This window comes from Bradyrhizobium sp. P5_C12 (assembly GCF_054049735.1).
In genome coordinates, this window is sequence record NZ_JBFULU010000001.1 from 26176 (window position 1) to 40463 (window position 14288).

15 protein-coding genes are annotated in these 14288 nt (G+C 65.5%); 8 read left to right on the plus strand and 7 right to left on the minus strand.

What is annotated here, in order from left to right:
- Nucleotides 1-22: 22 nt before the first annotated feature.
- The 5 genes from ACXJMY_RS00135 to ACXJMY_RS00155 all read right to left on the minus strand — a co-directional run bounded on the left by ACXJMY_RS00135 (nt 23) and on the right by ACXJMY_RS00155 (nt 5837).
- The gene (locus tag ACXJMY_RS00135; protein ID WP_025576763.1) at nt 23-580 is read right to left on the minus strand and encodes an HNH endonuclease; all 558 of its coding nucleotides are present in this window, start codon (nt 578-580) and stop codon (nt 23-25) included.
- Nucleotides 581-1062: 482 nt separating this feature from the next.
- Complete coding sequence (locus tag ACXJMY_RS00140) at nt 1063-2040, minus strand: peptidyl-alpha-hydroxyglycine alpha-amidating lyase family protein (protein ID WP_456617295.1); 978 nt, start codon at nt 2038-2040, stop codon at nt 1063-1065.
- 129 nt (nt 2041-2169) lie between these two features.
- Nucleotides 2170-3933, minus strand: a complete 1764-nt coding sequence (locus ACXJMY_RS00145) for a flavin-containing monooxygenase (protein ID WP_456617296.1) — start codon at nt 3931-3933, stop codon at nt 2170-2172.
- A 78-nt stretch (nt 3934-4011) separates the two neighbouring features.
- Nucleotides 4012-5097, minus strand: coding sequence for a DUF2855 family protein (locus ACXJMY_RS00150; protein WP_456617297.1), 1086 nt, complete (start codon nt 5095-5097; stop codon nt 4012-4014).
- 92 nt (nt 5098-5189) lie between these two features.
- Nucleotides 5190-5837: a DNA-3-methyladenine glycosylase family protein gene (locus tag ACXJMY_RS00155; protein WP_456617298.1), complete on the minus strand. Its 648-nt coding sequence runs from the start codon at nt 5835-5837 to the stop codon at nt 5190-5192.
- Nucleotides 5838-5953: 116 nt separating this feature from the next.
- On the opposite strand from ACXJMY_RS00155, the gene gluQRS reads away from it, so the two are divergent.
- Together gluQRS and ACXJMY_RS00165 are read left to right on the plus strand one after the other, a co-directional pair.
- Nucleotides 5954-6823: a tRNA glutamyl-Q(34) synthetase GluQRS gene (gene gluQRS / locus ACXJMY_RS00160; protein ID WP_456617299.1), complete on the plus strand. Its 870-nt coding sequence runs from the start codon at nt 5954-5956 to the stop codon at nt 6821-6823.
- Nucleotides 6824-6925: 102 nt separating this feature from the next.
- On the plus strand, nt 6926-8209 hold the full coding sequence (locus ACXJMY_RS00165) for an ATP-binding protein (RefSeq protein ID WP_456617300.1): 1284 nt from the start codon (nt 6926-6928) through the stop codon (nt 8207-8209).
- Here ACXJMY_RS00165 and ACXJMY_RS00170 read toward each other — a convergent pair.
- Complete coding sequence (locus ACXJMY_RS00170) at nt 8136-9029, minus strand: YihY/virulence factor BrkB family protein (protein WP_456617301.1); 894 nt, start codon at nt 9027-9029, stop codon at nt 8136-8138. The genes ACXJMY_RS00165 and ACXJMY_RS00170 overlap by 74 nt on opposite strands.
- A 403-nt stretch (nt 9030-9432) precedes the next feature.
- Here ACXJMY_RS00170 and ACXJMY_RS00175 point away from each other — a divergent pair, with 403 nt between their 5' ends.
- From ACXJMY_RS00175 to ACXJMY_RS00200, 6 genes are all read left to right on the plus strand, one after another.
- Nucleotides 9433-9627: a twin transmembrane helix small protein gene (locus ACXJMY_RS00175; protein WP_456617302.1), complete on the plus strand. Its 195-nt coding sequence runs from the start codon at nt 9433-9435 to the stop codon at nt 9625-9627.
- Between the two features lie 2 nt (nt 9628-9629).
- The gene (locus ACXJMY_RS00180; RefSeq protein ID WP_456617303.1) at nt 9630-10214 is read left to right on the plus strand and encodes a cob(I)yrinic acid a,c-diamide adenosyltransferase; all 585 of its coding nucleotides are present in this window, start codon (nt 9630-9632) and stop codon (nt 10212-10214) included.
- 124 nt (nt 10215-10338) lie between these two features.
- Entirely contained in the window at nt 10339-11088 is a 750-nt protein-coding gene (locus ACXJMY_RS00185; protein ID WP_456617304.1) for an electron transfer flavoprotein subunit beta/FixA family protein, read from the plus strand.
- Complete coding sequence (locus tag ACXJMY_RS00190) at nt 11088-12032, plus strand: electron transfer flavoprotein subunit alpha/FixB family protein (protein WP_456617305.1); 945 nt, start codon at nt 11088-11090, stop codon at nt 12030-12032. The genes ACXJMY_RS00185 and ACXJMY_RS00190 overlap by 1 nt, the downstream gene beginning before the upstream one ends.
- Nucleotides 12033-12224: 192 nt before the next feature.
- A complete protein-coding gene (locus tag ACXJMY_RS00195) occupies nt 12225-13106 on the plus strand; it encodes a 3-hydroxybutyryl-CoA dehydrogenase (RefSeq protein WP_456617306.1) in 882 nt (293 codons plus the stop codon).
- Nucleotides 13107-13308: 202 nt separating this feature from the next.
- Nucleotides 13309-13503 carry a hypothetical protein gene (locus ACXJMY_RS00200; protein ID WP_129271133.1) on the plus strand — a complete coding sequence of 65 codons (195 nt, stop codon included), beginning with the start codon at nt 13309-13311 and terminating at the stop codon, nt 13501-13503.
- Here the strand turns inward: ACXJMY_RS00200 and tlpA are convergent.
- Nucleotides 13500-14165 carry a thiol:disulfide interchange protein TlpA gene (gene tlpA, locus ACXJMY_RS00205; RefSeq protein ID WP_456617307.1) on the minus strand — a complete coding sequence of 222 codons (666 nt, stop codon included), beginning with the start codon at nt 14163-14165 and terminating at the stop codon, nt 13500-13502. The genes ACXJMY_RS00200 and tlpA overlap by 4 nt on opposite strands.
- Between the last annotated feature and the right edge of the window lie 123 nt (nt 14166-14288).

The window sequence follows — 14288 nt, forward strand, 5'->3', positions numbered from 1 at the left end:
GCGCAGGCGCGGGTACAGTTCCCTACGGATCCAGCTCGGTATCCCAGTAGAGATAGTCCAGCCAGCTGTCGTGCAGATAGTTCGGCGGGAACAGGCGGCCGTTGCGGTGCAGCTGGTGCACGGTCGGGGCGAAGGCGTGCTGGCGCGGAAACATCTTGGCCTGCGCCGGCGTGAGATTGCCCTTACGCAAATTACAGGGCGAGCACGCCGCGACCACGTTCTCCCAGGTGGTCTGGCCGCCTTTGCTGCGCGGGATGATGTGATCGAAGGTGAGGTCCTCGGGCGAGCCGCAATATTGGCAGTTGAAACGATCGCGCAGGAAGACGTTGAATCGGGTGAAGGCGGGATGGGTGGTGGGCTTGACGAAGGATTTGAGCGACACCACGCTCGGCAATTGCATTTCCAGCGTGGGACTTCGAACCGCCTGGTCGTAATGCGCGACGATGTTGACGCGGTCGAGGAACACCGCCTTGATCGCGTCCTGCCACGACCAGAGAGACAGCGGGTAGTAACTCAGCGGCCGGAAGTCCGCATTCAGCACCAACACCGGCCAACTGCCTTGCGAGACATGTGCGTTCAAGTAACGCTCCCGGCCTCCATGTACGCTGCGAAGCAGCATGTACTGACATACTACATGCAGCGTGACGGGATTGTGAAGCCCGTTGAGCGACTTATTCAGGCGCAGGCAATGCGGCGGCGGGGTGGCAAAGCGCTCAAAAGCGCCGTGATTGGGGAGGTCGATGCGGGGCAACCGCGGAACCGCCTTCACGGTCAAGGCGCCGGACCGGGTGGCGCGAGGGCGTCTCCATAGCCGACACATATCGTGCGACGCGGCCTCGTTCTCCGCCGTCGTCCTGGCGAAAGCCAGGACCCCTACCGCGGAATCCATCCATGATGCGCGGTCCCAGTACCGCGCGGCAGCCTGTCTTCACCAAACCGCTTCCTGGGGCAATCGCGACGAGCGCAAGCGCTCGCGCGGAGGTCCTGGCTTTCGCCAGAACGACGCCGGGGAGGGAGCGGCACTTCAAAAGCGCGTCATCTCTTCGCGGCGGCGCCGTTGGATCACTCCCGCACCCGCTCCAGCTTCTGCAAGCACCGCGTCGCGCGCACGACGGCCGGCATCTCCTCGTCCGGAAAGCTCGTCGCCCAGTTGGTGACGCCGACCTCGCCGACATAGATGTCGCCCTTCGAGTCCAGCGCGATGCCGTGGGGGGCCAGGAACTTGCCGCTGGCCACGCCCGGACCTGCTTCGCCGCCGAGCCGCGCGATGCGATTTCCCTTGGCGTCCACGATTGACAGCCGCGGGCCGAGATTGGGCACATTGCGGTTGATATCGAGGCCGGGGCCGAGCTCGCCGATGACGAAGGTCGGGCTCTTGCCGCCGCCGCAGCAGCACAGTGCGCAGGGCCGGTGCAGGTTGTTCCACTGCGTCTCGTATCTACCGTTGCCGTCAAACACCTGCACGCGGTGGTTCTCGCGGTCGGCGACGTAGACAAAGCCGTCGGCATCGGCGGCGATGTTGTGCACGATGTTGAACTGGCCGGGATCGGTGCCGGGCTCGCCCCAGCTCTTCATCAGCTTGCCGTCCGGGGTGAACTTGTGCACGCGCGCATTGCCATAGCCGTCGGAGACGTAGATCTCGCCCTTCGGCGACAGCGCGGTGTGGGTGCAGCGATGGAAGGGATCGCCGCTCATGAACGGCGAGGGCTTTTCGGGGATGCCGATCGTCAGCAGCACCTTGCCGTCGGTGGTGCATTTGCGCACCGTGTGGTCGCCGTCGTCGGTGCAATAGAGATTGTCGTCGGCGTCGATGTGCAGCCCGTGCGCGCGCGAGAACAGGCCTTCGCCAAAACTGCGCAAAAAATTGCCCTCGCGGTCGAGCACCACCATCGGATGGGCGCCGCGGTTGAAGACATAGACACGGTCCTTGCTGTCGACCGCGACCGAGGCGACGTCGGTGAGCTGCCAGCCGTCCGGCAACTTTGCGAAGTTTTCGACGACGCGGTAGCGGTGTTCGCCGGTGCCGAGAATGGCTGGCATTGGTATTCTCTCCTTCTGTCATTCCGGGGCACGCGAAGCGTGAACCCGGAATCCATTGTACGGCATATCGTGTGGATGGATGGATTCCGGGCTCGCGCCAAGTGGCGCGCCCCGGAATGACGGCTGTCCTTATGTCGGCCCCAAAATCCCTTCCTCGATCGCCTTGATCTGGAGCGCGAGATATTTCGAGTTGATCCGGCATTGCGCCAGGCTGCCGGCGATGAACCACAGGCCCGGCTGCTGCGTGCGCGCATACATGTTGCGCAGCTCGATGCCGTCGCCAAAGCCCCAGACCGGGCCGACGCGGTCGGCGACGCCGTCGCCGAACAGCTTTCGCACCAGATATTCCTGCGGCTTGTAGCCGGTCGAAAGCACGATGAGGTCGGCGGCGACGGTCGTGCCGTCCTTCATCCGCGCGCCCTCGGCGGCAAAGCCTTCGATGTCCGCGAACTGCCTCAGCTTGATCGCGCCTTCGGCGACGAGATTGGAGCAGCCGACGTTGAAATAGTAACCGCCGCCGCGGGTGAGGTATTTGAACTGCCAGCCGGTGCCGGCCTCGCCGAAGTCGAGCTTGAAGCCGACGCGCCGCAATCCGTCGAGCAGCTCCTTGTCGAGCTCCTTGGATTGCTCCGTCAGCATCACATGGGTCCTCTTCGCCAGCGGCGTCGGCATCGAGGTCGCGATCAAATCGTTGTCCTCGAGCGTGCCCTCATTATAGGTCGCGTAGGCCAGTTGCGCCGACGGCTCGATATTGGTGACCAGCGTCGGCGAGCGCTGCACCAGCGTCACCTCCGCGCCGCTGGAGTAGAGGTCCTGCGCGATGTCGTGGCCGCTGTTGCCGGTGCCGATGACGATCGCGCGCTTGTCCTGCCAGGTCTCGCCGTCCTGGTAGCGGCTCGAATGCAGCAGCGTGCCCTTGAAATTGTCGAGGGTCGGAATGGAGGGCATATTTGCGATGCCGCTGACGCCGGTCGCCATCACCACATGGCGCGGATGCATGGTGCGCGTGCCGCCGTCGGCCCACCGCAGCGTGACCGTCCAGTGGCCCTTCGCCTCGTCATACAAGCCGCCCTCGAACTCGGTGCCGGTCCAGAAATTCAGCTCCATGGCGTCGACATAGGCCTCGAACCAGTTGGCGAGCTTGTCCTTGGGAATATAGACCGGCCAGTTCGGCGGAAACGGCATGTAGGGCAGGTGATTGACCTGCACCTGGTTGTGCAGCGTGAGCGCATGGTAGCGCTTGCGCCAATTGTCGCCGACGCGCGTCTCGCGATCGACGATCAGCGTGTCGACCTTGAGCTGCTTCAGCCTTGCTGCGATGGCGAGGCCGGCCTGGCCGCCGCCGACCACCAGCACGGCCGGATCGCGATCGGCATAGTCGCGTGATGCGTTGCGCAGGTCGAGCCAGTTCGGCCCGCGAAAGTCGCGCGAATAGGCCTGTCCGCGCGGTCGCGACGTGCCGAGCTGTTCCTCGAAGCCCTTGAGCTCGTCGAGCGCGGTCAGCAGCGTCCACGCATTCAGTCGGTCGCCGTCGGCGGCATCGGGGACGAGCCGCAGGATGCCGCTGCCGCGGCCACTTCCCGTTTCGAAATCGAAGATCGCCTCGATCGTGTTGGTGCCGGCGCGCGTGACCCAGCGCGGCGGCGCGCGGTTCGGCGCAATCTTGAAATTGGCCGGCGCCGCCTTGGGCGCGAGCGCGGCCAACGCTTGCGCGACTGCATCGCGGCCGGCGATCGTTTGCAGGTTCCAGCTCAGCGCCAGCACATCGCGCCAGAAACATTCGGCAACGAAAAGGCGGTCGAGCGCATCGCGATCAGGCCTGCATAGCGTGCGCTCGAACTCGTCGAGCCAGGCCTGCGCGGATGCGGAGATATCCTTCGTCCTGTCCAGCATGCGCGACCTCATGGCCGTCTTCGCGGCGTTTCCTCTGAGGAGGAACGCTATACTGGATCAGCCCATGTCAAAAGCGCTTTACCCCAGCAGCGACAGCATGTGGCCCTGCTCAGGCGGAATGCGGCCCCTCAGCGTGTCGAGATAGACCTGCCGCACCGCGTCCGGCCCGCGGCTCTCGACCACGGTCAGGCATTTCTCCAGCAGCGGTGCAAAGCCCGACCATGCCGCGCCAAAACGCTGCTCGATGCCGCCCGGTCCCCATTCCCTGGCGCGCTTGCGGATCTGGTCGGGTGCGAAGAACCAGCGCGGCTTTGCACCGGGCAGTTCGCCCTCGTCAGCGTCGGTGGCGCGATGCGTCAATCCGACGCGCACCGAACATTTCATCTGATCGCCGACATGCCGATGCAACGCCGCACGCAGTGCGCTGTTGCCGGCCATGTCGACGAAGGCTGCCGGTGCATCCGGCGGCAGCGATGTCACGCGATCATAGGTGACGACCTCGTCATAGCAGCCGAGCGACGTCACGAAGGCGGTGTTGCCCGCCGAGGTTAGCCCGATCACCTTGCGGCCGCGCGTGTGCAGGAGATGGGCAAGCCCGAACGCGGTCTTGCTGGAGGCGCTCGACAGCAGCACGGTGCGCGCGCCGAAATCGTCGTTTTCGGCGAGGAAATCGTCGACCAGGAACGACAGCATGAACAGCGGCCGCAGCAGCGCCAGGTAATCGCCCTGACGGCCGGCGTAAGCCGGATCGCCGCTGACGCGCGCATAGGCGTTGTAGACCGGCGCCACGCCTTGCCGGTGCGCGGCGCCGTCGCGCAGGCCGCGCTTGCTGACGTCGGTCGCCTCGATGACGAGATGCGTCGCCATCGGGAAATAGCCGAACAGGCGTTCGCCGACCGGGATGTTCGGATGTTTCGAGGCGGTCACCTCGCCAAAGCCCCACACCGGAATGTTGCCGAAACCGTGTGGCGCGGGAAAGAGCTGCCAGTATTTCAGCTCGTCGCCGAGCACCGCATAGGTGATGTTGTTGGCGGTGAAGGCGAAGCGGTCGACCTTCACCAGCAGGGCGTCGGGCGGCAGTGCATCCGCATCGGGAAGCCCGGTCGCGATCACCTTGCACTGCTCGAAATCATCTCGCGCAACGATGAAGTCGGTCGATGTCATGGCTGTGATCCCGGCTCTGTTCGCCGGCATCTCATCATGCACCGATGATGCTTTTGCAACAGCAACATAGTTTAAAACGTTGTTCGGCCGGTTCAGGCCGTCAGCACGCCCTCCCGTTTCTTGACGGCGCGATAATAGCTCCACCACAGATGTGCGGCGGCGCCGCGCAGGGGACGCCAGGGCTCGGCGAGTGGCGCCATCTGCTTCTCCGTTGGCCGGGCCGGAAGGCCGAGGCCGATCTTGATGCCCTCTTGCACGGCGAGGTCGCCGGCCGGCCAGGCATCGCCATGGCCGAGGCAGAACAAGAGATAGACGTCCGCGGTCCAGGGCCCGATGCCGGGCAGCGAGATCAGTGTGTGATGGGCGGCGTCGGCATCCTCTTCGGCGAGCACCTCGAGGTTCAACCGCTGCGCGGCAATCTCGCGCGCGAGATGTTTCAGCGTCTTGATCTTGGCTGCGGACAGGCCAAGCCGCCCCAGCCGGTCGGTGCGGGCGCGGCGCACGGCGTCATGATCGAACGGGTCGAAGGCGGCGGACAGCCGCCCCCAGATCGCCGCCGCGCTCGCGGTCGAGAGCTGCTGCCCGCAGACGATATGTGCAAGCCCCGTAAAGCCGGGCTCGCGCCGCCGCAAGGCGGGCATGCCTGCAGTCGCAAGCACGGGTTTCAGGCGCGGGTCGCGCTTGACCAGCGCCTGGACGGCCTCTTCGAGATCGGACTGGGTTTCGAGGTGGATGGTCATTGTGGCTCAACTCGTCGTGCGCGGGCTTGACCCGCGCATCCATCTCCTATCGTAACAGAGTCCTGGAAGATGGATTGCCGGGTCAAGCCCGACAATGACAAGTCTTGCGAGAATCTATGCCACCCGTTTTCCGATTTGCCCCCAGCCCGAACGGCTACTTGCATCTCGGCCACGCCTATTCCGCGCTGCTGAACTTCGACCGCGCGCGCGAAGCCGGCGGGCGGTTGCTGCTGCGCATCGAGGACATCGATGCGACACGCTGCCGGCCGGAGTTCGAGACGGCGATCTGCGAGGATCTCGCCTGGCTCGGGATCGCCTGGGAGACGCCGGTGCGGCGGCAGTCCGAGCATCTCGCCGACTATCGCGCCGCGCTGGACCAGCTCTCGGCGCTCGGCCTCGTCTATCCCGCCTTCGAAAGCCGTGCCGAGATCGCAAGACTCGTGGCCGCGCGCGAGGCCGATGGGCCCTGGCCGCGCGATCCCGACGGCGCGCCGCTTTATCCGGGCGATGCGAAATCGCTGGCCGCCGACGAGCGGGCGCGGCTGATCGGCACCGGCGCGCCTTACGCGCTGCGGCTCGACATGACGGCGGCCTGCCGCCGCATCGCCGGTCTGAGCTGGAACGAGCTCGGCGAGGGGCCCGCCGGCGAGCGCGGCATCCTCCCGGCGCGGCCCGAAGCCTGGGGCGACGTGATCCTGGCCCGGAAGGAGACGCCGACGAGCTACCATCTGTCCGTGGTGATCGACGATGCGCTCCAGGCCGTGAGCGTGGTGGTGCGGGGCCAGGATCTGTTTCACGCCACCGCGGTCCATCGCCTGCTCCAGGCGCTGCTCGGCCTGCCCGCGCCGGCCTATCGCCATCATGGGCTGATTCGGGACGGCGAGGGACGGAAGCTGTCGAAATCGACCCGTTCGACCGGGCTGCGAGAGTTGCGCGCTGCCGGCGCCACGCCCGCCGGCATCCGCCGGTTGGTGGGATTAGGTTAAGTTTCTCTGGGGGTTAGCAAAACGTCGCCGTGACTCATGGCATCCCGCCGTGCCATGCTCGCCTTGGTCCGGGGTTCGAAGGAAATACTTCGAAGGGGATTTATGGCGGCGAAAACGCGCTCAGCGCGCAGCACAAAGTCGTCCAGGCCACGGCCGCCTCGGAAGCGGTCCGGGGCAGCCGGCAAGGTTCGCAAGCGCGGCACCCGGGCCGTTGCGCCGGACGTGGTCCAGGCGGCGCTCGCCGCCTTTGCCCATGAGGTCCGCACCCCCCTGACCGGCATTCTGGCGATCAGCGACCTGCTCGCGACCTCCGATCTCGGCGAGCGGGAGCGGCGCTGGGCCGACACCATCAAGGCCGGCGCCGAACACCTTGCGAGCCTTGCCACCCTGTTCGTGGACGCCGCCCGGACAGGAAACGGTGGCAGCACGCTGCGGCAGGACCTGTTCGACCTGCGGGCGCTGGCCCGCAGCGCCGGCGATTCGCTTGCCGGGCGCGCCGCGGCCAAGGGCCTTCAGGCTCAGGTCGACATCTCCGACAAACTCCCCGGATTGGTGGTCGGTGATCCCGTCCGCCTGCGCGCCGCGCTGGAGAACCTGATCGACAACGCCGTGAAGTTCACCGACCAGGGCGGCGTGGCGCTCGCGGTCGCGCCCTGGCGTGCCGCCAAGAGCAAGGTCAAGGGAAAGGCCAAGGACAAGGCCAAGACCAAAGGCAGGGTCGGCGTCGCCTTCGCGGTGTCCGACAGCGGCATCGGCCTGACCATGGCCGAGATCCAGCGGCTGTTCCGCCCGTTCACCCAGGCCAATGTCACCATTGCCTCGCGCTTCGGCGGCGCCGGTCTGGGGCTATCCTCGGTGAAGCAACTGGCGCGCGCGATGGGCGGCGACATCACGGTGGCGCCGCGACTTGGCGGCGGCGCCACCTTCACGCTGACGGTGTCTCTGGATGCGGCGGCACCGGGCAAATCCCGCAAGTCGAAGGGCGAGAGCGAGGCCGATGCGCTGGCGGCGTTGCGCGTGCTCAGCGTCGAGGACAATCCGTTCGGCCGCGTCGTGCTCAACACCATCCTGACCGAGCTCGGCCATCATGCCGAATTCATCGGGCGCGGCGAGGACGCGGTGAACCGGCTGGCGCAGGGCGCCTTCGATGCGGTGCTGATGGACATGGTGCTGCCGGGCATCGACGGCGTCGAGGCCATCAGGCAAATCCGCAGCATGCCGACGCCGCTCGCTCAGATCCCCATCATCGGGGTCTCCGGCCGCGGCGAGGACGAGGCGGCCTCGCGCGAAGCCGGTGCCGATGCCTTCCTGATCAAGCCTGTGTCTCCGCGGGCTTTAGCGACTGCGCTGCTTGAAGCGAGACACCGTGAGGAAGCCGCGACTTGATGATCGCGGCGTTGAGCTCGCCGCCATAGACGAAGATCGCGGCGATGAAATACAGGAACACCAGCGCGATGATCACCGAGGCGAGCCCCGCATACATCGTCACGTAATTGTTGGCGAAGCGCGCCAGATATTGCCCGAACACGATGCCGGAGATCAGCGACGCCACGATCGTGAAGACGATGCCGGGCAGGATCTGGAGGAAGCTGCGCCGTCCCGCCGGCAGCCAGGCATGCAGGATGATCAGCGCCACCACCAGCGCGCCGATGGTGATGCCGTAGCGCAGCCAGGTGAGGATGCTTTCATTGGACTCGACGAACAGCGGAATGTGGCGCCGCGCCGCCTCGATGATCAGCGGTCCGAGCACGATCAGGAACGCCATGGCGAGCGCGGTGATGGCCGCGACCAGGGTGTAGCCGATCGATTCCAGCCGCAGCCAGTACCAGCGCCGCATCTCCACCACCGCATAGGCGCGGTTGAGCGCGACCCGCAGCGCCTCGACGCCGTTGGAGGCGAAATAGACCGACAGTACCGCGCCGATGGTCAGCACGCCGGTGCGGGTCGTGGTCAGCACGTCGTGGATTTCGCCGGAAAGCGAGTCGGCGACCTGTCTCGGCCAGACCTCGAGCAGGAGGCTCACCGCCTGATCGGCGAGTTCCTTGGAGCCGAAGAAGCCGGCGAGCGAGGTCAGCACGATCAGGAACGGGAACAGCGCCATCAGCGTCGACAGCGCGATGTGGCTTGCGATCGCCCAGCCGTCGTCGGCGAGGAACGTGTAGAACGCATCCATCGCGACGCCGTAGATGTAGCGGATTGCCTTCACAGCTTGCTCTGTACTGCTCCCTCTCCCCGCTTGCGGGGAGAGGGTTGGGGTGAGGGGGGCTCTCCACGAGAGCGGTGCCAGTTGAGTTTGCGGAGACTCCCCCTCACCCGGAATCCGCGCTGCGCGCGCATTCCGGCCTCTCCCCGCAAGTGGGGAGAGGCGAGGAAAGCAGGCGACGGGCGCAAATCGGAAATCATCCGGCTAGCTTCTGATATTATTGGCTTAAAAGCCAGATCGCGAAGCGTCCCCGTCGTCATTCCGGGGCGTGCGAAGCACGAGCCCGGAATCCATTTCGCCATACGTGATGCGGCCAGATGGATTCCGGGCTCGCGCCAACGGGCCCGCCCCGGAATGACCGGCTGAGACGATGGCGGACCGGCGCACACGGTGTTATCTAGCCCCAATGGCATCTCTCTTGAGTACTTTCATCCTGCCGGTGGCGGCCGGCGCCGTGGCGGTGGTGCTGCTGCTCGGTCTCGTCAACATGATGCGGGGCGGCTCGCCCAATACCTCGCAGAAGCTGATGCGCTGGCGCGTGCTGCTTCAGTTCGTGGCGATCGTCATTGCCATGATCGCGGTCTGGGCGATGGGGCGGTAAACATGGTTGTGCTGAATCGCATCTATACGAAGACCGGTGACGACGGCACGACGGCGCTCGGCTCCGGCGAACGCCGTCCGAAATACGATCTGCGCATCGCAGCCTATGGCACTGTCGACGAGACCAATGCCGCGATCGGCGTGGTCCGGCTCCATACCGGGGACGCGCCCGAGCTCGATGCGATGCTCGGCCGGATCCAGAATGACCTGTTCGACCTCGGCGCCGATCTCGCGGTGCCTGAGCGGGAAGGCAAGGAAACCAAAAAGGCCGAGCGGCTGCGGGTGGTGGCGAGCCAGGTCGAGCGGCTCGAGCGCGACATCGACGCGCTCAACGACAAGCTCGCGCCGCTCACCTCCTTCGTGCTGCCGGGCGGCACGCCGGCGGCGGCCCATCTCCATGTCGCGCGCACGATATGCCGCCGGGCGGAACGCGTGATGGTGGAACTGGCGGCCCAGCCTGCCGAACCGGTCGGCGCGGCTGGCATCCAGTATATGAACCGCCTGTCGGATTTCCTGTTCGTGGCAAGCCGCGCCGCCAACCATAACGGTGCCGGCGATGTGCTCTGGGTTCCGGGCCAGAATCGCTGACCCATTGAGCAGCGCATTTCGAGGGGCTAAAATTAGGCCCTGCGCGCGTTGACCGGGCCGGATCAGGCCTTTAGGTTCCGCGCCAGTTGATAACCCCCCTCCCAAATTGAGTGAAAGAGGATCGATGAAGGTCTTAGTGCCGGTAAAGCGGGTGGTCGATTACAACGTCAAGGTCCGCGTCAAGGGCGATGGATCGGGCGTTGAACTCGCCAACGTCAAGATGTCGATGAACCCGTTCGACGAAATCGCGGTCGAGGAAGCGTTGCGCCTGAAGGAAGGCGGCAAGGCCACCGAGGTCGTGGTGGTCTCCATTGGACCGGCGCAGGCGTCGGAGACGATCCGCACCGGTCTCGCCATGGGCGCCGACCGCGGCATCCTGGTGAAGGCCGACGGCATCGTCGAGCCGCTCGCGGTCGCGAAGATCCTGAAGAAGATCGCGGACGAAGAGCAGCCCGGCCTGATCATCCTCGGCAAGCAGGCGATCGACGACGACTCGAACCAGACTGGCCAGATGCTGGCGGCGCTGCTCGGCTGGTCGCAGGCGACCTTCGCCTCGAAGCTCGAGGTCGACGGAAGCGACTTCAAGGTCACCCGCGAAGTCGATGGCGGCCTGCAGACCGTCAAGCTGAAGGGACCGGCGATCGTCACCACCGATCTGCGTCTCAACGAGCCGCGCTATGCGTCGCTGCCCAACATCATGAAGGCGAAGAAGAAGCCGATCGCGGAGAAGACCGTCGCCGATTACGGCGTCGACGCCACCGCACGTCTCGAGGTTCTCAAGACGACGGAGCCGGCGGGCCGCAAGGCGGGCGTCAAGGTCAAGGACGTCGCCGAGCTGGTGTCGAAACTCAAGAACGAAGCCGGGGTGCTCTGATGACGACGCTTCTGATTGCCGAACACGACAATGCGTCGCTGAAGGACGCGACCAACAAGGCGCTGACCGCGGCTGCCGCGCTCGGCGCGGACGTCGAGGTGCTGGTCGCCGGCGAGAACGCCAAGGCCGCCGCGGACGCCGCCGCCAAGCTCGCAGGCGTGAAGAAAGTGCTGCTCGCGGACGGCGCGCTTTACGCGCACGACCTCGCCGAGCCGCTGGCCGCGCTGATCGTCTCGCTGGCCCCGTCCTATGACGCCATCGTCGCCCCCGCGACCTCGCGCTTCAAGAACGTGATGCCGCGCGTCGCGGCGCTGCTCGACGTCATGCAGGTTTCGGAGATCACCAAGGTTGTCGCGCCCGACACCTATGAGCGTCCGATCTATGCCGGCAACGCCATCCAGACCGTGAAGTCGAAGGATGCCAAGAAGGTCATCACGGTGCGTACCTCCACCTTCGCCGCGGCGGGGGAAGGCGGCAGCGCATCCGTCGAGAGCGTGGCTGCGGCGGCCGATCCGGGCCTGTCGTCCTTCGTCGGCGAGGAAGTCGCCAAGAGCGACCGTCCCGAGCTGACCTCGGCCAAGATCATCGTCTCCGGTGGCCGCGCCATGCAGAGCCGGGAAAACTTCGCAAAATACATCGAGCCGCTCGCCGACAAGCTCGGCGCCGGTGTCGGTGCCTCGCGTGCCGCGGTCGACGCCGGCTATGCGCCGAACGACTGGCAAGTCGGCCAGACCGGCAAGGTGGTGGCCCCCGAGCTCTATGTCGCGGTCGGCATTTCCGGCGCGATCCAGCATCTGGCCGGCATGAAGGACTCCAAGGTGATCGTCGCGATCAACAAGGACGAGGACGCGCCGATCTTCCAGGTTGCCGATTACGGCCTGGTCGCCGACCTCTACCAGGCGGTTCCTGAGCTGACGGCCGAACTCGCCAAGCTCGGCAAGTAAAACGCGATAAAACACCGGCCGGAGGTGTAAACTCCGGCCGGTGTTGCTTTTCCGAGGCGTTTTCTTTGGCGTGGGGCACGCCTGGGACGCGATCCAATCTAGGTTTCGAGCCCGGGTTCTGATTAAATCGGATCCCCGGCTCATGGGGATAGGCAGGCGCGCCGGGTGCGCGCCGTTCCGGTGGATGACATTATGGCGGCAGTGATCAAGAAGGTCGGCGTGATCGGCGCGGGGCAGATGGGCAGTGGCATTGCGCATGTCGCGGCGCTGGCCGGCTTCGACGTGGTGCTCAACGACATCTCGGCCGACCGCCTCAAGTCGGGCATGGCCACCATCAACGGCAATCTGGCGCGCCAGGTCTCCAAGAAGGCCGTCAGCGAAGACGACAAGGCCAAGGCGATTGCGCGCATCAAGCTTGCCGAAAAGCTCGACGACCTCGCCGACTGCGATCTCGTGATCGAGACCGCGGTCGAGAAGGAAGAGGTCAAGCGCAAGATCTTCCACGAGCTCTGCGCGGTGCTGAAGCCGGAAGCCATCGTCGCCTCCGACACCTCATCGATCTCGATCACGCGGCTTGCCGCCGCCACCGACCGGCCCGAGCGCTTCATCGGCATTCACTTCATGAATCCGGTGCCGCTGATGGAGCTGGTCGAGTTGATCCGCGGCATCGCCACCGACGATTCGACCTTCGATGCGTCCAAGGAGTTCGTCGCCAAGCTCGGCAAGCAGGTCGCAGTTTCCGAGGATTTCCCGGCCTTCATCGTCAACCGCATCCTGCTGCCGATGATCAACGAGGCGATCTACACGCTGTATGAAGGCGTCGGCAACGTCGAGGCGATCGATGCGGCGATGAAGCTCGGGGCGCATCACCCGATGGGCCCGCTGGAGCTCGCCGATTTCATCGGCCTCGATACCTGTCTCTCCATCATGCAGGTGCTGCATGAGGGTCTCGCCGACTCCAAATACCGCCCGTGCCCGCTGCTGGTGAAATATGTCGAGGCCGGCTGGCTCGGCCGCAAGACCCAGCGCGGTTTCTACGACTACCGCGGCGCCAAGCCGGTGCCGACGCGATGACGTCGTAGGGTGTTGGTGCCGTAGGGTGGGCAAAGGCGCAAAGCGCTGTGCCCACCACACCTCCGCAATCGCGATGCTGATTGGTGGGCACGCTCCGCTTTGCCCACCCTACGGTCGTGCTAACCCACCCTACAGCTCTGTGACAATTCATGTCGCGTTAACCGCTCGCCCCTAGGCTGCGCCCGGTAAGAGGGTTTGCGTAATGGACATGATGGCGATGGTCAGCACCATGCTGGCCGCTCAGCAAGGCGCGCTGCAGTCGAATATCTCGGCGACGCTGATGAAGCAGAACGCGGATGCGGAGAAATCCACCGTCCTGACGCTGCTCGGCGCCGGTCAGCCCTCGCTTGCCAATGTCGGCGCTGGCGTCGGCGGCAACCTCAATATTTCGGCTTAAAGAGCGGCCGCGGCCGGATTCACTGCCGCGCGGATCAGCTTGAGCGCGTCGTCGCTCGCCCATTCCGCCGGTCCCGCAATGGTCGCGATCTCGCAGCCCTGGGGGTCGACCAGCACCGAGGTCGGCATGCCCAAGGCCCGGCCTATGGCCTTAAGATCCTGAAAGACCTTGGCATTCTGGTCATTGAAGTAACCGAGCCGGGTCAGATTGGCCTCTTTCAGGAAGTTTTTGGGCTTCTCGGCATCCCGGGTGTCGATATTGATCGCGACCACCTCGAAATTCGGTCCTGAAAGCTTGGCCTGAAGCGCCTCCAGGGCCGGCATCTCCTTGCGGCAGGGCACGCACCAGGTCGCCCACAGGTTCACCAGCAGGGTCTTGCCGCGGAAATCGGACAGTTTCCTGGGCTTGCCGTCGGCGTCGTTGAAGGCGAGGTCGGGCAGCTTCAGCGGTGCGGTCGCCATGGTCAGCGCCGCCAGCTCGCCATGGGCGAGCGGCGCGATCTTCGAGGCCGTCGTCACCGCCGCCCGGCAGGCCGGATCGCCGGCAGGCGCCCGGCTCAGGCCGAGCCCGTACAGCGCGGCGAAGCCGGCCAGCCCTCCGATCGCCACGGTGGCGATGACGATGGGGATCCGGCGCGTGGCGGAAGGCTTTGGGTCGAGCATATCGTTTGTCATCCGGTCGCAGATATGGCTATCAGGGGCCTCTTAATACGGCTGGCAGCGGTCAGCAAACGTGCGGCCAGGGCCGCGCAGCGACAACGAGGCCGCACAGCGACAGGCAAGGCG